At 64.2% G+C, this 19,101-nt stretch carries 18 protein-coding genes; 10 read left to right on the forward strand and 8 right to left on the reverse strand.

Annotated features, from left to right (window positions below):
- Window positions 1-84: 84 nt before the first annotated feature.
- From V5B40_RS11740 to fliR, 10 genes are all read left to right on the forward strand, one after another.
- Window positions 85-1,155: a hypothetical protein gene (locus V5B40_RS11740; protein ID WP_332354666.1), complete on the forward strand. Its 1,071-nt coding sequence runs from the start codon at window positions 85-87 to the stop codon at window positions 1,153-1,155.
- Entirely contained in the window at window positions 1,155-2,894 is a 1,740-nt protein-coding gene (gene recJ, locus V5B40_RS11745; protein ID WP_332354667.1) for a single-stranded-DNA-specific exonuclease RecJ, read from the forward strand. Before V5B40_RS11740 ends, recJ begins: the two co-directional genes overlap by 1 nt.
- A gap of 840 nt (window positions 2,895-3,734) precedes the next feature.
- A protein-coding gene (prfB, locus tag V5B40_RS11750; RefSeq protein WP_332354668.1) for a peptide chain release factor 2 occupies window positions 3,735-4,839 on the forward strand; the annotation gives its coding sequence in 2 pieces (ribosomal slippage) (window positions 3,735-3,815 and window positions 3,817-4,839; 1,104 coding nt in all).
- Window positions 4,840-4,842: 3 nt separating this feature from the next.
- On the forward strand, window positions 4,843-5,352 hold the full coding sequence (locus V5B40_RS11755) for an Ivy family c-type lysozyme inhibitor (RefSeq protein ID WP_332354669.1): 510 nt from the start codon (window positions 4,843-4,845) through the stop codon (window positions 5,350-5,352).
- Window positions 5,353-5,385: 33 nt separating this feature from the next.
- On the forward strand, window positions 5,386-6,900 hold the full coding sequence (gene lysS / locus V5B40_RS11760) for a lysine--tRNA ligase (RefSeq protein ID WP_332354670.1): 1,515 nt from the start codon (window positions 5,386-5,388) through the stop codon (window positions 6,898-6,900).
- A 20-nt stretch (window positions 6,901-6,920) separates the two neighbouring features.
- A complete protein-coding gene (gene mnmC, locus V5B40_RS11765; RefSeq protein ID WP_332354671.1) occupies window positions 6,921-8,126 on the forward strand; it encodes an FAD-dependent 5-carboxymethylaminomethyl-2-thiouridine(34) oxidoreductase MnmC in 1,206 nt (401 codons plus the stop codon).
- A gap of 183 nt (window positions 8,127-8,309) precedes the next feature.
- Window positions 8,310-8,762 (forward strand): flagellar biosynthetic protein FliO, encoded by a 453-nt coding sequence (gene fliO, locus V5B40_RS11770; protein ID WP_332354672.1) that lies wholly within the window; start codon window positions 8,310-8,312, stop codon window positions 8,760-8,762.
- A complete protein-coding gene (gene fliP / locus V5B40_RS11775) occupies window positions 8,749-9,522 on the forward strand; it encodes a flagellar type III secretion system pore protein FliP (protein ID WP_332354673.1) in 774 nt (257 codons plus the stop codon). The genes fliO and fliP overlap by 14 nt, the downstream gene beginning before the upstream one ends.
- Window positions 9,519-9,788, forward strand: a complete 270-nt coding sequence (gene fliQ / locus V5B40_RS11780) for a flagellar biosynthesis protein FliQ (RefSeq protein WP_332354674.1) — start codon at window positions 9,519-9,521, stop codon at window positions 9,786-9,788. The genes fliP and fliQ overlap by 4 nt, the downstream gene beginning before the upstream one ends.
- 7 nt (window positions 9,789-9,795) lie before the next feature.
- Complete coding sequence (fliR, locus tag V5B40_RS11785; protein WP_332354675.1) at window positions 9,796-10,581, forward strand: flagellar biosynthetic protein FliR; 786 nt, start codon at window positions 9,796-9,798, stop codon at window positions 10,579-10,581.
- Here the strand turns inward: fliR and V5B40_RS11790 are convergent.
- The 8 genes from V5B40_RS11790 to V5B40_RS11825 all read right to left on the reverse strand — a co-directional run bounded on the left by V5B40_RS11790 (window position 10,578) and on the right by V5B40_RS11825 (window position 19,069).
- Window positions 10,578-11,120, reverse strand: coding sequence for a hypothetical protein (locus V5B40_RS11790; RefSeq protein ID WP_332354676.1), 543 nt, complete (start codon window positions 11,118-11,120; stop codon window positions 10,578-10,580). The genes fliR and V5B40_RS11790 overlap by 4 nt on opposite strands.
- Window positions 11,121-11,129: 9 nt before the next feature.
- The gene (gene flgL, locus V5B40_RS11795) at window positions 11,130-12,461 is read right to left on the reverse strand and encodes a flagellar hook-associated protein FlgL (RefSeq protein WP_332354677.1); all 1,332 of its coding nucleotides are present in this window, start codon (window positions 12,459-12,461) and stop codon (window positions 11,130-11,132) included.
- Window positions 12,462-12,471: 10 nt separating this feature from the next.
- Window positions 12,472-14,517, reverse strand: coding sequence for a flagellar hook-associated protein FlgK (gene flgK, locus V5B40_RS11800; protein ID WP_332354678.1), 2,046 nt, complete (start codon window positions 14,515-14,517; stop codon window positions 12,472-12,474).
- A gap of 83 nt (window positions 14,518-14,600) precedes the next feature.
- Window positions 14,601-15,620, reverse strand: coding sequence for a flagellar assembly peptidoglycan hydrolase FlgJ (flgJ, locus tag V5B40_RS11805; RefSeq protein ID WP_332354679.1), 1,020 nt, complete (start codon window positions 15,618-15,620; stop codon window positions 14,601-14,603).
- A 39-nt stretch (window positions 15,621-15,659) separates the two neighbouring features.
- Window positions 15,660-16,775, reverse strand: a complete 1,116-nt coding sequence (locus V5B40_RS11810; protein WP_332354900.1) for a flagellar basal body P-ring protein FlgI — start codon at window positions 16,773-16,775, stop codon at window positions 15,660-15,662.
- Between the two features lie 43 nt (window positions 16,776-16,818).
- On the reverse strand, window positions 16,819-17,511 hold the full coding sequence (locus tag V5B40_RS11815; protein ID WP_434735871.1) for a flagellar basal body L-ring protein FlgH: 693 nt from the start codon (window positions 17,509-17,511) through the stop codon (window positions 16,819-16,821).
- A 10-nt stretch (window positions 17,512-17,521) separates the two neighbouring features.
- Window positions 17,522-18,304 (reverse strand): flagellar basal-body rod protein FlgG, encoded by a 783-nt coding sequence (gene flgG / locus V5B40_RS11820; protein ID WP_332354681.1) that lies wholly within the window; start codon window positions 18,302-18,304, stop codon window positions 17,522-17,524.
- 15 nt (window positions 18,305-18,319) lie between these two features.
- Window positions 18,320-19,069, reverse strand: coding sequence for a flagellar basal body rod protein FlgF (locus V5B40_RS11825; RefSeq protein WP_332354682.1), 750 nt, complete (start codon window positions 19,067-19,069; stop codon window positions 18,320-18,322).
- Window positions 19,070-19,101: the final 32 nt, after the last annotated feature.

The raw sequence follows: 19,101 nt of genomic DNA on the forward strand, positions 1-19,101 counted from the left end.
CGCTTCATGTCCCCTTGTGCTCACCGCCTCGTCCACCGCTTCTCCATCGCTTCTCCACCGCCTCGTTTACTCCGGCCCGCCCGCATGCAGCTCACTCTTGTCGTCCCCGAACTCGTCTGGCCCGAACCCGACGACCGCGCAACTTTCGACGCCCTCGTCTGCCCCGGACTGAACACGCTGATCGCGCGCTGCCGACTGCAGCGACGGGCGCCACAGTCCTTCGAAGCAAGCCTCGGCGACGCCTTTGGCCTCAACGGCAGCGTCCCCTGGGCGGCTTTCCGGGTCCTCGGCGAGAGCCAGGCGCCGCCCGCCGCCGGAGCCGACCCGTGCTGGCTGTGTGCCGACCCGGTACATCTGCGCCTGCACCAGGACAAGCTCATTCTTGCCGACGGCAGCAGTCTCGACATCAGCCTCGACGAGGCGCAGGAGCTCATCGCCGAACTCAATCGCCAGTTCGCGGATGTCGGCACTTTCCATGTCGCCACGGCCGATCGCTGGTATCTGCAGCTCGCTGGCGAAACCAATCTGGGCCATTTCGACGTTCCGCCGCTGTCGGTCGTCGCCGGGCGCAAGCTCGGCCGGCAGTTGCCTGAAACGCCGGAGGCGCGCCACCTGCGGCAACTGCTCAACGAAGTCCAAATGGTCCTCTACGGGCAGCCAGCCAACGAAAAACGCGAGGAGACCGGCCGCTCGACGATCAACAGCCTGTGGTTGTGGGGCGCTGGCGCGCAAGCCGCAGCGAACAGCAGCGCCGGCGCCGGCAATTTCGCCGGCATCTGGGGCGCAGACGTACTGGCCTGCGGCCTGGGCCGCGCTTACGGCATCCCAACGCAACCACTGCCCGCCGACCTCGGCGCGCTGCTCGCACAGGCACCGGCCGGCGGCCGTCAGCTGGTAATTCTCGACACGCTGCAGCGCCCCGTGCAGTACGAAGACGCCGACGCCTACGGCAAAGAACTGGCCAGGCTCGACAAACACTGGTTTGCGCCACTGCAGAAAGCGCTCGCCAGCGGCAGGATCAAGCGCCTGCGCCTTGAAGCCGCGACCGCCTACGCGGCGCTGGCCTGGGAAAGCGGCCGCGGCGAGCAGTGGCAACTGTGGCGTCGCCCACAGCCGCTGGCGGCAACCGCGCAAGCGCTCGCCCGAGGCAAGTGATGACCACCCTGCACAGCCGTCGCGTCTCGCCGCGCATCCAGTGGCAACTCGAACAACAGGGCCTGCACCCCCTGTTGGCGCGCATCTACGCGGCCCGCGGCATCGTCATGCGCCACGAACTCGACTACGACTTCCCGTCGCTGCTGCCACCCGCGCGCCTGACGCATGCCGGCGAAGCCGCGGTGCTGCTCGCCGACGCCATCGCCCGGCAAGCGAAAATTCTTATCGTCGCCGACTACGATTGTGACGGCGCGACCGCCTGCGCGGTCGGCATCCGCGCGCTGCGCGCCTTCGGCGCGCGCGTCGATTACCTGGTGCCGAACCGCTTCACCTACGGCTACGGCCTGTCGCCGGACATTGTCGACCTGGCAGCGAAAAGCAGCCCCGACCTGATCGTCACCGTCGACAACGGCATCGCCAGCGTCGACGGCGTCGCCCGCGCCCGCGAACTGGGCATCGCCACGCTGATCACCGATCACCACCTGCCGGGCGACGAACTGCCCGCTGCCGCATGCATCGTCAACCCCAACCAGCCCGGCTGCGACTTCCCGAGCAAGGCACTGGCCGGTGTCGGTGTGATGTTCTACGTGATGCTGGCGCTACGCGCCGAGTTGCGCCAGCGCGACTGCTTCTCGGCCGCCAGCGGTCGCAGCGAACCGAAGCTGGCGTCCCTGCTCGACCTGGTCGCGCTGGGCACCGTCGCCGACGTCGTCAAGCTCGACCACAACAACCGCGTGCTGGTCAGTCAGGGCCTGCAGCGCATCCGCCAGGGTCGCCTGACGCCCGGCATCGCGGCCATTTTTCGCGCCGCCGGACGCACGCCGGCACAGGCTTCGAGCAGCGACCTCGGTTTCATCATCGGCCCGCGCCTGAACGCCGCCGGCCGCCTCGCCGACATGTCGCTGGGCATCGAATGCCTGATCACCGACGACCCGGGACGGGCAATGAACATCGCCCAGCAACTCGACGCCCTCAATCGCGAGCGCCGCGAAATCGAAGCCGGCATGCAGGAACAGGCGCTGCTGCTGATCGAAAAAGCCGGCGCCGACGCCACCCCGTCTGCGGACCCTCACTCGGCAGCAGTCGGCGTTTCGCTTTTTGACGCCGACTGGCACCAGGGCGTCGTCGGCATCGTCGCCGCGCGCATCAAGGAAAGGCTGCACCGCCCGGTTTTCGCCTTCGCCCGCGGCGAGGGGGATGGTGGCGAAATCAAGGGCTCCGGCCGTTCAGTCCCCGGTCTGCATCTGCGCGACGCGCTCGACCTGGTCGGCAAACGCGCACCCGGCCTGCTGCTGCGCTTCGGCGGCCACGCCATGGCCGCTGGCGTGACCATCAGGGAGTGCGATTTGCCGCGTTTTCGCGAACTCTTCGCGCAGGTCGCCGAGGAGTTACTGGCTCCGGCCGATCGCACGCGCACCCTGGAAACCGACGGCGGCCTCGAATCAGGCTACTACTCGATCGCCACTGCCCGCCTGCTCGAAGCAGAAGTCTGGGGCCAGGGTTTTCCGGCACCGCTGTTCGAGGACGAGTTCGTCGTCGAAAGCCAGCGCATCCTCAAGGACAAGCATCTCAAGCTGCGCCTGCGCAAAGGCGCACAAAGACTGGACGCCATCCAGTTCAACTTTTCCCACCCCCCGGGAAACACCATCCGCGCCGCCTACCGGCTGGCGATCAACGACTACAACGGCGTGCAGACGCCACAGTTGATGATCGAGCATATCGAGAACCCCTCGGCGTGAACCAGCCGCGGACGAGCCGGCGCAGCGGTGCGCTTGCCCAGTCTGCCCCTGGCCTCCCGACCCGACCGGGCAACAATAGCCACAGCTCAGGCGCACTCCACGGCGCTTCTGCGGTCAGTGTTGGCGCGACGTTCGCTTTTGCCCACGGCGTCCACGAAGCCGCGCTGCAAGGCGTGTGTCCGTCGGCGATCGTCTTCCCGGCGGTCGTCGAAGTGGGCGAAGCGGCATTGACAAGCTGCCACGTTACAGTCATTCAACGGAAAACGCGGCGCCTCTTTGGCGAGAAATCGTGTCCCCGCAAGTTGCCGTACCGCGGCACAGGAATGGCTCCCCTGTCTTATCACGACGCCACGGAAGGGCAGCTGGGAGTAGGGCACTGACTTTTCCCTGGTCGACGTCGGTCGCGCGCGTGCGCGCCAGAAAGACCAGGCGACGACGCCAAGCACGCAAGAAAGAACAATCAGCCAAATTGACATGCTTTCCTCCCGAGATCAGTTTCCTTTTCTTGACCACTCTGAAAGTCAGAGCACGCAGTTCGTAGGGCATGGTCAAGAACGTGGTGGGGCCGGCCACAGAGAGACTTCCCGACTTCGGCCTGCGCATTAGAATAACAAGAAATCTCACTAATATCAGCACTTAAACGAAATCAGACCCGACACAAGAGGGGGCTTGCTTTGCCCTACGCAAGCGAAGTGGCAAGCAGGGCGAGGGTGCCCTGACACAGCATCACTCGTGAACAGCGGCGAAGCTGCCCAGCGTCCGCGCGCCGAAGCTGCCGCCCGGCAGCTGGCAGCGGACGTATATAATGTGCGGTTCATTCTTCAAGCGATCAGAGAAAACATGGAAGCCGAACAGCTCAACCTCATCGAAAACCGACTCGACGACCTCGGTCAGCGAGCCGCCGAACTGCGGAGGTATCTTTGACTACGATCAGAAAGCCGATGAACTCAAGGCCGTCTCTCTAGAACTCGAAGATCCGAAAGTCTGGGACGACGCCGAGCGCGCGCAGGACCTGGGCCGCGACAAGCGCTCGCTCGAAAATATCGTGCTGACGCTGGATACGGTCGGTAAGGTCCTCCGTGACGCTGGCGAACTCTTCGCCATGGCCCGCGAAGAAGATGATGACGAAACGCTGCAGGCGATTACGGCCGACATCGACGGCATCGAGAAGGATGTCGCCGGCCTTGAGTTCCGGCGCATGTTCAACAACCCCGCCGACCCGCTCAATTGCTTTGTCGACATCCAGGCCGGCGCCGGCGGTACCGAAGCGCAGGACTGGGCGGCCATGCTGCTGCGCATGTACGTGCGCTACGGCGAACGCAAAGGCTACGCGGTCGAAGTGCTCGAGGAGTCCGAAGGCGACATTGCCGGCATCAAGACGGCCAGCATCAAGCTCAACGGCGAGTACGCCTACGGCATGCTGCGCTCGGAAACCGGCATTCACCGCCTGGTGCGCAAGTCACCTTTCGACTCGAACGCCCGCCGCCACACCAGCTTTTGCTCGGTAAGCGCCTACCCGGAAATCGACGACTCCTTCGAGGTCGACATCAACCCGTCCGACCTGCGCATCGATACCTACCGGGCGTCCGGCGCCGGCGGCCAGCACATCAACAAGACCGATTCGGCGGTACGCATCACGCACCTGCCGACGAATATCGTCGTCCAGTGCCAGAACGACCGCTCGCAGCACCGCAACCGCGCCGAAGCGATGGCCATGCTCAAGTCGCGCATCTACGAGGCTGAAATGCGCAATCGCCAGGCGGAGCAGCAGAAACTCGAAGACGCCAAGTCCGATATCGGCTGGGGCCACCAGATCCGCTCCTACGTTCTCGACCAGTCGCGAATCAAGGACCTGCGGACCAACGTCGAGGTCGGCAATACGCAGAGCGTGCTCGACGGCGACCTCGATCAGTTCATCGAAGCAAGCCTCAAACAGGGAGTCTGACCCATGCCACGAGCCTTCCTCACCAGCGCCCTGGCCGGCCTGCTGCTTGTGTCAACTTTCGTGCCGACCTTCGCCGCCGCGCTCGACAGCTCGCTCGACGCCTATGTCGGCCAGCAGCCGGAAGCACTGCTCAAGGCGAAGCCGGAGTTTGCCAAAGCTTACCGCAGCGCAGTCGGCGAACTCGACTTCCCGGCATGGACGCAGCGACTCGCCGCCGGCAAGCGAGCCGAGCGCGTCGACATCAACGGCACCGCCTACGTCCTGACTTCGGCCTGCAGCTCCGCGGGCTGCCTCGACGAACACCTCTACATCCTCTTTGACCCGCAAAGCGGGCGCGCCAGCGGCCTCTTCTACCTGCCGCCAGCGAGCGACGATCCGGGCGACACGCGTACCGCGTTTTCACGCTGGTACGGCATGCCTGCCGACAAGGCCACGGCCCAGGCCATCGGCGCTTTCCTGCTCGAGCGTGCAGCCACCGATGCGCAGACCCTGGCCAACCCCGCAAAGCAGTGATAACCCGCTGATCACCCGAGACCGACCGCCATCATGCCCGACACCGATACCCCGCAGGACAGCTCCGCGCAGCACGACGAGAACCGCATCATTGCCGAACGACGCGCCAAGCTCGCCGAATGGCGGCAGACCGGCAGCGCCTATCCGAACGACTTCGCACGCGAGAACACCGCCGGCAAAATCGTCGAACTGTACGAGGAAAAAGACCGCGAAGAGCTCGCCGCCTTGCCGGTCGAAGTGCGCGTCGCCGGTCGCATCATGCTCAAGCGGGTCATGGGCAAGGCCTCGTTCATCACTCTGCAGGACCTTTCGGGACGTATCCAGGCCTACGTCAGCCGCGACCTGATCGGCGAAGAAGCCTACGCGGCATTCAAACGCTGGGACATGGGCGATATGGTCGGCGCTGTCGGCACCCTCTTTCGCACCCGCAGCGGCGAACTGACCGTCGAATGCTCGCAAGTACGGCTACTGGCCAAGTCGCTGCGGCCGCTGCCGGAGAAGTTCCACGGCCTGACCGACCAGGAACAGAAGTACCGCATGCGCTATGTCGACCTGATCACCAACGAGCGCTCGCGCTTCACTTTCGCCGTCCGCAGTCGCATCGTGCAGTCGATCCGCAGCTACATGGTCAACGACGGTTTCCTCGAAGTCGAAACGCCGATGATGCATCCCATCCCCGGTGGCGCCTCGGCGAAGCCCTTCAAGACGCACCACAACGCCCTCGACATGGAGCTCTTCCTGCGCATCGCGCCGGAGCTATACCTCAAGCGCCTGGTCGTCGGCGGCCTCGAAAAAGTCTTCGAAATCAATCGCAACTTCCGCAACGAAGGCATCAGCCCGCGGCACAACCCCGAATTCACGATGATGGAGTTCTACGAAGCGTACTCCGAGTATCGCCGCCTGATGAACTTCACCGAAGGGCTGTTGCGCCACAGCGCGCGCGAGGCGTTGGGCAGCGAAATCTTCGCCTACCAGGGCCGGACCCTCGACTTCGCCAAGCCTTTTGCGCGCCTGACGATCATCGAAGCGATCCGCAAGGACCATCCCGGCTACCGCGTCGAACAACTCAATGACGCCGCCTGGCTGCGCGCGAAGCTGTCCGCGATGAAAGTCGAGATGAGTGCTACCGCCGGCCTCGGCACCCTGCAGCTACTGCTCTTCGAAGAGACCGCCGAAGCCGAGCTTTGGGACCCGACTTTCATCATCGACTACCCGGCCGAGGTCAGCCCCCTGGCCCGACGCAGCGACAGCAAGCCGGAAATCGCCGAGCGCTTCGAGCTGTTCATCGCCGGCCGCGAAATCGCCAACGGCTTCTCGGAGCTGAACGACCCCGAGGATCAGGCAGCCCGCTTTCTCGAACAGGCCAGGGCCAAGGACGCCGGCGACGAAGAAGCCATGTACTACGACGCCGATTACGTGCGCGCGCTCGAATACGGTCTACCACCGACCGCCGGTTGCGGCATCGGCATCGACCGCCTGATCATGTTGCTCACCGACTCGGCGAACATTCGCGACGTGATCCTCTTCCCGCAGATGCGGCCCGAGTAAGTGCCGCGCACCGCCCGGCCATGAATGCGCACGCGATCGTCATTGGCGCCGGCCTGGCCGGCAGCAGCGCCGCCGAACGCCTGGCCGCGCGCGGCTGGAAAATCGACCTCATCGAGCGCGCCCACGCGCCCGCCCAGGGCGCCTCGGGCAACGTCGCCGGCGTCTTGCGCCCGCTCCCTTCGCTCGACGACAACCGCCTGGCGCGCCTGACCCGGGCCGGCTTCGAACACGCCTGCCGCCATTTCGCGGCCTTGACCGCCGCCGGTGAGCCGCTGCGCTGGGGACAAACCGGCGTCCTGCATCTGGCTCGCGACGAAACGCACGCTGCCACCCAGCAGCGGGTCGTCGAGATCCGGAAGGCGGCAGCCGACCAACTCTACTTCGTCGATCGTCAGCAGGCGCGGAAACTCGCCGCCTGGCCGGTGGCCAGCGGCGGCTGGTGGTTCCCCGGCGGAGGCTGGGTCGATCCGGGGTCGCTGTGCCGCGCCAATCTCGCCCGCTACGCCACAGCCATCACTGCCCACTACGCCGCGGAGGTGGCGCAGATCGACCGCCCGGCCGATCTCTGGCGCGCCCGCAACGCCGCCGGCGACGTCATCGCCGCAGCACCGGTACTGATCCTCGCCAATGCGACGACCGCCCGACATTTCTCCGTTACCGCCCATCTGCCCCTGCGCGCCGCCCGGGGACAGGTTTCGCATCTCGCCGCAACAGCAGGGTCGGCGCCTGACGTCGTCGTCTGCCGCCTCGGCTACGTGACTCCAGCCATCGACGGCCTGCGCTGCGCTGGCGCCACTTTCAGCGTCGATGATGGCGAAGCCGCGCTGCGCGAAAGCGACCACGCCGAAAACCTGGCCAAACTCGACTTCATCCTGCCCGGCTACGGCAACGGGATTCAGGCACGCGACCTCGCCGGACGCGTCGGCTTCCGCCCCCTGTCCCCCGATCGCCTGCCGATGATCGGCGCCATTGGCGACGCCGCAGCGATCGACCCCGACGCACCCTCCCGAGCACTCTCCGAAATGCCGCGCCTGCCGGGTCTCTACCTGATCAACGGCTTCGGCGCCCGCGGCATCGTCTGGTCGGCTCTCGCCGGCGAACTGCTCGCCTGCCTGATCACCGCCGCCCCCCTGCCGCTGCCCGATGATCTGGTCGACGCCGTCGACCCCGGCCGCTTTCTCCTGCGCGGCCGAAGCCAGCGGCAGCGCGTCGAAAGAGAGCGGTGAACCGTCGCCTAGAGCGTGAGCAAGACCACCCCGGCTTCTCTGCTGCGACTGAAATAGATCACCCGCACACTGCCAGCCTTTCGCGAAGCGGCCCTTCCCCAACGAACTTTGCGAAGCACGGCGTATGCGCTTCGCCACGCTTGCTTTAAGATAGCGAGCAGCATTCTGAGCCGGCGGCCCCTCTTGCTTCGACACCTCAAGCCCTTTGTTTACCACCCGACGCTTAATGCGTGCTGGCTGCTGTGCGCGGTGTTTTCGGGCAGCACGCTGGCGCAGACCGCGCTTCCCGAGCCCCCTGGCCTGTCGCTGGCGACGATGCTGCAAAGCGTTCTCGGACTGGCACTGGTCATCGCTGTCCTGTTTCTGGCCGCCTACTTTCTGCGCCGGCTCAACGGCGGCCGTGGTTTCGGCAGCAATGGCCCGATGCGCGTCGTTGGCGGTCTGATCATCGGCAGCAGAGAACGCATCGTGCTGGTCGAGATTGGTGATACCTGGCTCGTTGTCGGCCTGGTACCCGGCCAGATCCGAACCTTGCATACGCTACCGAAAGGCGAGTTGCCATCGACCGGCGACGGCGAAAAACCTTTCTCGCAATGGCTCAAGCAAGTCGCCGAGCGCAGGAATGAAGGCCGCTAGACGCAGCCGCGGCGGCGTGCTGCGCGTGGTACTGGCGGTGGTGCTGGCTTCGCTCGCGCCACTGGCGGCCTGGGCTCAGGCCGGCGGCCTGCCGGCGCTGACCAGCACCCCGGGCGCGGCTGGCAGCCAGACTTTCACGCTGTCGGTGCAGACCCTGCTGACACTGACGGCACTGACCTTCATCCCGGCGGCGCTGCTGATGATGACCAGCTTCACCCGGATCATCATTGTCCTGTCGCTGCTCAGGCATGCGCTCGGGACGCAAACCTCGCCGCCCAATCAGGTACTGCTCGGTCTGGCGCTTTTCCTGACTTTTTTCATCATGTCGCCAGTGCTCGACAGCGTCTATAGCGAAGCCTATCTACCACTGTCGGAAAACAGAATCACCTATCTGCAGGCGATCGAACGCGGCGCCGTGCCCCTGCGCAAGTTCATGCTCAAGCAGACGCGCGAAGCAGATATCGCGCTCTTTGCGCGCATGGCCAACGCACCGCGCTTCCAGTCTGCCGACGACATCCCCATGCGGCTGCTGGTCCCGGCCTTCGTTACCAGCGAGCTGAAGACGGCTTTCCAGATCGGCTTCATCATCTTCATTCCCTTTTTGATCGTCGACATGGTCGTCGCCAGCGTGCTGATGTCGATGGGCATGATGATGATGTCGCCAGTGATGATCGCCCTGCCCTTCAAGCTGATGCTCTTCGTGCTCGTCGATGGCTGGCATCTGATCCTCGGTTCGCTGGTCGCCAGTTTCGCCACATGACGCCCGAACTGGTCATGGATATCGCGCGTCAGGCGGTCGAGATGACCTTGCTGCTGGCAGCGCCACTGCTCCTCGCGGCGCTGCTGATTGGCCTGATCGTCAGTGTTTTTCAGGCCGCGACGCAGATCAACGAGCAGACACTGTCCTTCATTCCCAAGCTCGTCGGGGTCTTTCTGATCCTCCTCCTGGCCGGCCCCTGGATGCTGGGGCTGATGGTCGACTACGTGCGCCGACTGTTCGAGAGCATTCCTCTACTGGTCGGCTAGGGCGGCGATGATCAGCCTGACCTCGGTCGAGATCAACGCCTGGATCGTCGCCTTCTTCTTCCCGCTGGCACGCGTCCTCGCCGTCCTGGTCAGCGCGCCGCCTTTCAACAACCCCGCCCTGACCGTCCGCATCCGGCTCATCCTCGGCTTGGCGATCACCCTGGCCATCGCCCCGGCGCTGCCGCCGATGCCCGCGGTCGACCCGGCGTCAGGTGCAGGTCTCCTGATCCTCGCGCAACAAATGCTCATCGGCTTTGCCATGGGTTTCGCCATACGCCTGGTGCTCGCCGCAGTCGACCTGGCGGGCAGCATGATCAGCCTGCAGATGGGTCTCGGCTTCGCCACCGCCTACGACCCTCTGACCGCCGGTCAGACCGGGGTGGTCTCGGAATTCCTCGGGCTGCTGGCACTGCTGATTTTCGTGGCCATCAATGGTCACCTGATGGTCATCGCCACCTTGGCGCACAGCTTCACCGCCATCCCCGTCGGTGCAGGACTACCGGAAACCGGCAGCTGGTGGCAGCTGGCGCGTTCCGGTGCGTTGATCTTCTCGTCGGGGCTACTCCTGGCGCTACCGATTCTTGTCGCGCTGCTAGTCACCAACCTGGCGCTGGCCATCCTGAGCCGCGCCGCACCGCAACTCAACCTGATCGTCATCGGCTTTCCGCTGACCATCACTCTCGGCTTCGCTGGATTGGTGTTCGGTCTGTCGTATCTGAGCCAACCCATGCAGCAGATTTTTGAGTACGGCCTGCAGGCCATGCTCGGCAATTTCTCCCCGGCCGCGCCCTAATGCACCGTCTCGAGATGACTTCGGACCAACTGGAAAGTGCCTTCCGCGTAGCGATGCGTAAAAGGCGTGCTCGATTCGACACCCTCGGAATAGTCCAGAATCCGGAAGCCCAGGAAGCCATGTTTGCGCTGCAACTGCAGCGCTCGCCGCTGGAGAATCAATCCGGACTCACCATCGCCGCCGGTGCGGAAACTCTTGGCGCGCATCGACAGCAGGTAAGTGTCGCTGCCGATCATCCGCTCTTCGATAGTCCAGTTCGGTGCCAGCGGATCGTAGACCACGTAGGCGATGATCGCGCCAGCAGCGGCCAAGCCGAGATTCGCCGCCGGCCCGGTATAGGCGGAGGCGGCATAGCCCACCGCCCCGACCATGGCGACGGCCTTGCCAGGCTCGACGCTGACGGTCGGATCGGGTGACTGCGCAAAGCGGCTGTCGGGGGGGCTGCTCGCTGCCCGCGGCGGCGGCTGCACGTCGACACTGCCACAGCCCGTCATCAGTAGAGTGACGAGAAAAAGGGTGGCAGGGAGGAGCCTGGGCATGTTCATCGCTTAAAGATAGCTGAACAGGCTCAGGCCACTGATCGTGACAAAGGACTTCTGGGCGGCTTCGAGACTCAACTGCTGACGCGTGAAGTCCGAGAGCGCTTGCGCGTAATCCAGGTCCTGAAGAGCCGACAGGCTCTGTTGATGCAGGATATCGACCGCCGCCGAGTTGCTGCTCAGATCATCCAGTGCCTGCAGGCGTGCACCGACCGATGCCTGCACGCGACTGACGTTGGCCTGCGCCTGGTCGAGATGGTTCAGGTGAGCTGCCAGCTGGCCGGTGAATTCGCTCCTCGCCTGGCTCGAAGCGAGTGGCGAGTTGAGCAGGCCGATCAGCTCCTGCATCGTCTGGAAAACGCTCTTGTTGCCACTCGGCGTGACGCTGAAGCTGTCGCCATCGGCCGGCAGGCCGTTGATTACCACCTGTGCGCCAAAGTCCGCCGCCGGCGCGATGCTCAGCAGTGGAATCGCCTGTCCGGCAGTAAATGGCAGCAGCCCACTGACTGACCGGGCCGGCAAAGCAGCGGCCGGCGGCGGCGGCGTCGAGACGTCGAACAGCTGGTAATGACTGGTCCCGGCGAGCGACGAGAATCTAATTTCCAGCGCCTGATTACTGCTTCCCTGCCAGAAATCCGAATTCAACGCACGCTGCCACTTCTGCGGGTCAAGCACCGAGCCGCCGTCAATCACCCCGGCACCCCGGTTGGCAAGGGTGCCACCGTCACCGCCAGCGGCGGCCAGGAAGCTGCCATTACCTTCACGGATGTTCATGAACAGATCGCTGCCGGCAACGCTGCTCGGCATCTGCTGTGCCGGCCCGACCTGCATCAGACGCTCGCCATCGTCACCGAAATAGCTGACCGAGGTCGGTGCTGCCGACGATGTCGCCGCACTGAGCACGAATGGCGTCGTCGCGCCCTGGTGACCGGCAAAGAGGTAATCACCGTCGGCATTCTTGCTGTTGGCAATTCCCAACAATTCCGCGAAGCGCGCCTCGAGTTCGCTGGCCACGGCCTGACGGTCACTGTCGCTGAGAATCGTATTCCCGGCCTGAATCACGCGCTCGCGAATGCTCTGCAGGAGACCGGTCACCGCACCGAGCTGACTGTCGACCAGCCCCAGGCGATCGGCTGCCGCGCCCTGATTACGCGCGTACTGGGCGGCAACCTCACGGGTCTGCGTGACGGTGAGCGCTCGCGCCGCCCCGACCGGATCGTCGGCCGGCGTGAGAATTCGCCGGCCGCTTGAAATCTGCTCCTGCAGCTTGAGCAGCTGGCTCTGGTTGCGCTCCATGCCACGCACACCGGCATCATAAAGTTGATTGCTGCTGATCCGCATCTAGGTCTCCTTAAGCCGCCAGTTCGAGAATGGTATCGAACAGGGAGGCGCCAATCTGAAATGCCTTCGCCGACGCCTGGTAGGCCTGCTGATAGCGAATGAGGTTCGCCGCTTCCTCGTCCAGATTGACCGCCGACAGCGAGTCGCGACTCGCTTGTGCCTGCGCCAACAAGTTCTGTTGCGCTTCGGAGCTGACCTGCAACTGGCGTGTCTTGTTGCCGGTTTCGCTCACCAGGCGCGCATAAGCGTCCTGATAGGAAGCCGTCTGCCCGGACATCGTGTGCTGCGTTTGCAGCTGCGCAAGGGTCAGCGCGTTGCGCCCGTCGGCCGTGGCCCCGCTGTTGATCTCGACCGTGAAGCGGTCGCCATTATTTGGCAAGCCGGTCATCACAAAGCTGAAGCCGGTGGGCGGGCTGACGCTGGCCGAACCCACCAGGGTGACCGTTGCGCCGCTGGTGTAGGCAATGCTCTGGTCGAGTGCGGTGATGTCCACCGGCGCTGCACCGTCGATCGACACCCGCGTACCGACCGGGAAGTTGCGCAGTTCGCCCGCGTTGTATTCCAGACTGATCGGCAATCCGGCCACGGCGTCCGCATAGCCGGGTCCGGCCTGGCCCGATGAAATGGTGGCCGTACCGGTATTTGCCGTGCCGACGGCGGCCCGCAGCGGTCCGGCCGCGGCGACCAGACGCGAGTCGGCGATCAGCGCAGGATTCACCACGATGCCGCGCGCCGCTCCCCGCGTCGGCTGAATCAGATAGCTGGAACCCGCCACCAGGGCCCCCGGTGAAGCCAGCTCAAAACCCTGCGGATCACTGCTCAGCTGTGCGTTCACCGCCGCCAGGTCGGCCCCCGTCCATTGCTTGTTGTCCGTCAAGCGGGTCAGGGTGAGGCCAGCGCCGTCGGCATTGAGTCGGTAGTCACTGTTGCCCAGATCGGCGTAGAAATTGCCATTGAAGGGCTGCGGGCTGACGAAAGCAGCGCTGACCAGGGGGCTACCCGGCGGATTCCGGGTGTTGCCGATCACCACTGGCGGAGAAACCGCAAAGAACTGCGGCGTGAAGCTGGTCGGCGGCGACGAAGCGAGCTGCGACTGACCGAAGAAATCCTGACCGAGCGCGTGTTGCGCATTGAAGGTCAAGGCCAGCGAAGCCGCGTTGCTGCCCAGATCGTTGCTCGCCCTATCCAGGGACTCGCTGCGGAAAGCCAGCAAGCCGCTCAAACTGCCACCGCTGATCAAGGACTCCGGCATCTCCTGGACCCCGGCCGCGGTCCGCAAACCGACCACCAGGCGAGAGGAATCGGCGCTCGACGCCATGGTCGCCATGCCGACCAGCTGCGAGCCGACAACCAGTTGCTGGCCGCTGCCGACGAAGACGTTGTAGCTGCCATCCGTGTTGGTCGTCGTGCGGGTACGGATCAATTGGTTCAGTTCGAGCACCATCTGGTCGCGCGTATCGAGCAAGTCATTCGGCGGTTGCCCGGTCGAAGCTTCGGCAACCGCAATGCGACCGTTCAGCGAGGCGATCTGTTCGCCGTAGGAATTGACGCTGGCGACGGCAGCCGTGATTCCATTGTTGATGCCATCGTACATCTCGGCCAGTTGATCGCTCAAGGACTGATAGCGGGCGCTCAGTGACTGCGCCGCCGAGACCATCGCCTGGCGGCTCTCCAAGCCCGAAGGATTGGTGGCAAGGTCCTGAACGCTGGAGAAGAACCCCTGCAGCGCTGACGACAGCCCGGTGCCCGGGTCGGCGAGCAAATCATCGATCCGGCTGATTTGGGCGTGGTAGGTCTCCAGTTCACTGGCGCTGCTCTGCGAACGGTCCACCTGCTCGGTCAGAAAACGGCTGTACATGCGCTCGACCGTTGCCACGTGCGCACCCTGCCCAACATAGCCGGCGCCGGTCAGCAAGCCGGCATTGCTCGCCTGGATGCTCCGCTGGCGTGAAAAGCCCGGCGTGTTGACGTTGGCAATATTGTGTTCGGTGGTCAGCAGCCCATACTGAGCGACGTGCAGACCGGTCACTGCGGTATTGATGATTCCTGAGCCCATGCGGTGAACTCCTGTTTGATTGTTCTGTTAACGGCAGGGCCGCGCGAATGTTTAGGCGATTGCCGACGCGCGCCATCGAGCGCCTAGCCGGCCAGGGCCTGGCGCAGGGTGTTGCCGGCAATGATGCGCGCCAGCTTGTCGGCGTACATCGGGTCCGTCGCGTAGCCCGCCTCCTGCAATGAACGGGCGAACTGTACGGCATCCTGCTGGCCAAGCACGCCCGCATAGCGTGGCTTGCTGGAGAGCAGCTCGGCGTAGTCGCGAAACGCCTCGGCGTAGGAAGCATAGGCGCGAAACGTCGCGCGTTCGGACTGCGCCACGCCATTGACAAACTCCGTCGTGTCGACCTCGACCGTCGCTCCCGACCAGTTGCGCCCGGCCTTGATCCCGAAGACGTTGAAGCTCGGAGAACCATCGGCAAGGCTGATCTCGCGCCGTCCCCAGCCGCTCTCCAGCGCCGAGTGGGCGACCAGGAAACGTGCCGGGACACCGGTGGCCGCGGCCGCGGCCTGGGCGTGTGGCCAGACACGATCGACAAAGTCACGTGGCGCCGAAGGCGATTCCACGGCCAGCGCTGCTGCGCGACTGCTGCCCGCCGTGCTCGCCAGCAGGCCCGCCCGGTGGCGAGCGCCACCGAGATAGCCCGCCGCAGTTGCCGGCGACAGGGAACTCAACGACTGCTGCAAGGCGTCGAGAGTTGTGCGGGTTGCGCTGCTTGCGAGGTTTGCGCTGGTTGCGACGTTTGCACTGGTTGAATGCGTGACCTCGGCTTGGCCGGCCTTGGCCGCTCGCCCCGACTGCTGTTGTTCGATCAATTCTGCCAGGCCCATGGGCATTTGGGTGGCCAGGTTCAGGGCCATTTGCTGATCGCCAAGGGCGGTAAAGAAGCTGCTTTGTTGGCTGTCCAGCATGCCGCCACTGATCGTCGCATCACGCATGCTTTTTAGCAGCAACTGCAGGAGCATGCCTTCGAACTGCTGTGCTACCTGCTTCATGCCGCCTTGCGAATCCTGAGCGAGCCGGGCGCGCAGATCGGCGACCGCGGCGGGATCGATGGCAAGGCGAGTGTTGGCAGTATCGCTGGCAAGCGTGATTGATTGCATGGGCGGATGCGCTGGTGGGATGGGGTCTTGAACGCGGACTCAGATGATCTCCAGCTCGGCACGCAAGGCGCCGGCCGCTTTCATGGACTGCAGGATGGAAAGCAGATCCTGTGGTCCGGCACCGAGCGCATTGATGGCCTTGACGACATCAGCGAGATTGACACCCGCCTTCAGCGACATCAAGCTACCGCCCCCCTGCTTGATCTCGATCTCGCTCTGCGTGGTGGTCACCGTCTGCCCCGCCGCCAGCGCATTCGGCTGGCTGACTTGCTGTTCGGTATTGATGACCACCGAAAGATTGCCGTGCGCGACGGCGCAGGATTCGATGGTCACCATCTGGTTCATCACCACCGAGCCGGTACGCGGGTTGATGATCACCTTGGCGATTCCTTTGGTCGGCCGTACTTCGAGACTCTCCAGATGCCCCAGGAAAGCGACCCGACTGTTCGCGTCTTCGGGGGCGATCACCTGCACCCGCCGACCGTCGAGCGCCTGCGCGGTGCCGGGACCGATGGCGCGGTTGATCACCTCGACCACCCGCTGCGTCGTTCCGAAGTCGGTCGTCCGCATCTCGTAGTGAACAAAGGGGCCCTGCCCCAAGGCCGTCGGCACTTCACGCTCGACGGTTGCGCCGCCGACGATACGGCCGGCAAGCAGGTGATTGATCGTCACCCGACTGCCGGCGGAGCCCGCGCCGACCCCGGGAACCAGCACATTGCCCTGGGCTTGCGCGTAGATCTGACCATCGGCGCCTTTCAGCGGCGTCATCACCAGCGTCCCACCACGCAGACTCTTGGCGTTGCCCATCGACGATACGGTAATGTCGATGACCTGCCCGATCCTGGCAAATGACGGCAGATTGGCGGTCACCATTACCGCGGCAACATTCTTCAGTTGCAGGGATTGCGTCGTCGGCAGGGTGGTACCCAGCTGCGCCAGCATGTTGATGATGCTCTGGGTGGTAAAAGGCGTTTGCGTGGTCTGGTCTCCGCTACCGTCCAGGCCGACGACCAGCCCGTAGCCGACCAACTGGTTGCTACGCACGCCCTGCACCGAGGCCAGATCCTTGATCCGTTCGGCCGCTACCGGAAAACTCAGCGATGAAAGGGCGAGCAAACCGGCAAGAGCGGCAAAAACCGCCGCACGACCCTGCATTTTGCCGGTTTGCCTGACGATAGTCGGGACCACTGTGTTCTCCTTAGAATGGCAGGACGGTAAGGAAGAATCGTGCCAGCCAGCCCATCACCTGCGCTTCGCTGATCGCCCCGCTCTCCTTGTATTCGATGCGAGCATCGGCAATCTGTGACGAGGGAATGGTATTGGCGGCGTTGACGAAATACGGATTGACGATTCCCGAAAGCCGGATGTATTCCTGCCCCTGACCAATGGCCACCTGCTTCTCGCCGGAAACCAGCAGATTGCCGTTCGGCAAGACCTCGATGACGGTCACCGTAATCGTCCCGGTGAACACGTTGTTGGCCGCCGAATCGCCTTTGCCGGCGGCGACATTGCTGCTGCTGGCGTTCAGCTCCCCGGGCCGGAACCAGTTGGCCGGCGAACCCGCGAACGGCCCGGCGGTGGCGCTGATGCTGCCGGTCTTGCTGACGTTGGTGTTCGATTTGGTCGCCGCGTTGTTGTTCTCGCTGATGGTCACCGTGATCGTGTCGCCGACATAACGCGCACGGCGATCTTCGAACAGGGTTCTCGAGGCCCCCGCCTGATAAATGCTGCCGGTAGCTGCCAGATTGGCCGCCAGGGCATCGCTTCGATACTGCGGGCGCGCGGTCATCGGCTGGTGGATATTGGTCGGCGGCACAGTGGTGCACGCGGCCATCAGCAGGGCCACGGGAAGCAGCAACAGCGCTCTCTTGTTCTCCCGGCCAGTACTCATCATCAGGCCCTTACAGCTGCGTCAGACGCGCCAGCATCTGATCCGAGACCGCCACCACTTTCGAGTTCAGTTCGTACGCCCGTTGGGTCTGAATCATCAGTACCAGCTCCTGCGCGGCATTGACGTTGGAGGCTTCGACATAGTTCTGTACCACGACCCCCGAGCCATTGTTGCCCGGGGTATTCGGCGTTGGCGTGCCGCTCGATGCAGTCTCCAGGTAGAGATTGTCGCCAACGCTCTGCAGGCCGCCATTGTTGATGAAGGTCGCCACCTGAATGACGCCGATCTGCACCGTCGCGGGGGTCCCCGGCTGGGTGATGCTGACCACGCCATCGGTACCGACGGTCACCGTCAAGGCATTCTCGGGGATGGTGATCGCCGGTTGCAGCGGATAGCCGCTGGTGGTGACGATCTGGCCCTGGTTGTCCTTCTGAAACGAACCATCACGCGTGTAGGCAGTGGTCCCGTCGGGCAGCAGGACCTGAAAGAAGCCCGCCCCGTCGATGGCCATGTCGAGACTGTTACCGGTTTGCTGCAGAGCACCCTGGGTGAAAATCCGCCCCGTGGAAACGGGGGTCACGCCCAGGCCGATCTGCAGACCGTCCGGAATCTGCGTCGTCTGCGACGACTGGGCACCTGGCTGACGCAGGGTCTGATAGAGCAGATCGGCGAAAATCCCGCGTGCCTGCTTGAAGCCATTGGTGCTGACGTTGGCCAGGTTGTTGGCAATGACGTCAATCTGCACCTGTTGGGCAGTAAGGCCGGTACTGGCGGTCCACAGTGAGCGGATCATGCTTGTCCTGTCCTATCAGCGGTTCATGGAGAGAATCTGGCTGGCCGCCTGGGCATTGGTGTCGGCCGTCTGCAACATCTTGATCTGCATCTCGAACTGGCGAGCGAGACTGATCATTCTGACCATTGCTTCAACCGAGTTGACGTTGCTTCCCTCGAGCGCCTCGGGCACCAGTTTGACGTCCTCGTCGGCAGGGGCGCCGAAGCCGTTGCGCGTCCGGAAGAGTCCGTCATCGCCGCGCAGCAGATCGTTTTCCGGTGGATTGACCAGCTTGATCCGGCCGACCACGTTGACACTGTTGATGGCCCCGGCACCCAGGCGCGGAATGCTCGACACCGTCCCGTCAGTAGCGATGACAATGTTGTTGTCGGGCGGTAGCGAGATCGGTCCCCCCTCACCGACGACATTCAAGCCACTGCTGGTCTTCAGCATGCCATTGGCGTCGGTCTTGAGATTGCCGGCACGCGTGTAGGCCTCACGACCGTCCGCAGCCTGCACGGCAATCCAGCCATTGCCGTCTACCGCGACGTCGAGCGGCCGACCGGTGACCACGATCGGCCCCTGTTCGAAAACGTCGGCCACCGAGGCGTCAGCGACGAAAGCCCGGGTCGGCGCACCTTCGCCCAGCACCGGCACGGCGCGGAAACGATGCTCCATTGCCCGATAGCCGGTGCTCGTGGCATTGGCCAGATTCTGGGCGATGCCAGCCTGCTGCAGAACGACCTGCTTGGCACCACTCATCGCGGTGTAGATCAGGCGATCCATGGCTCCTCCGCAGTCCTTCGCTCAGTGTCGAT

The sequence above is a fragment of the Candidatus Accumulibacter meliphilus genome, from assembly GCF_036625345.1.
Lineage (GTDB): Bacteria > Pseudomonadota > Gammaproteobacteria > Burkholderiales > Rhodocyclaceae > Accumulibacter > Accumulibacter meliphilus.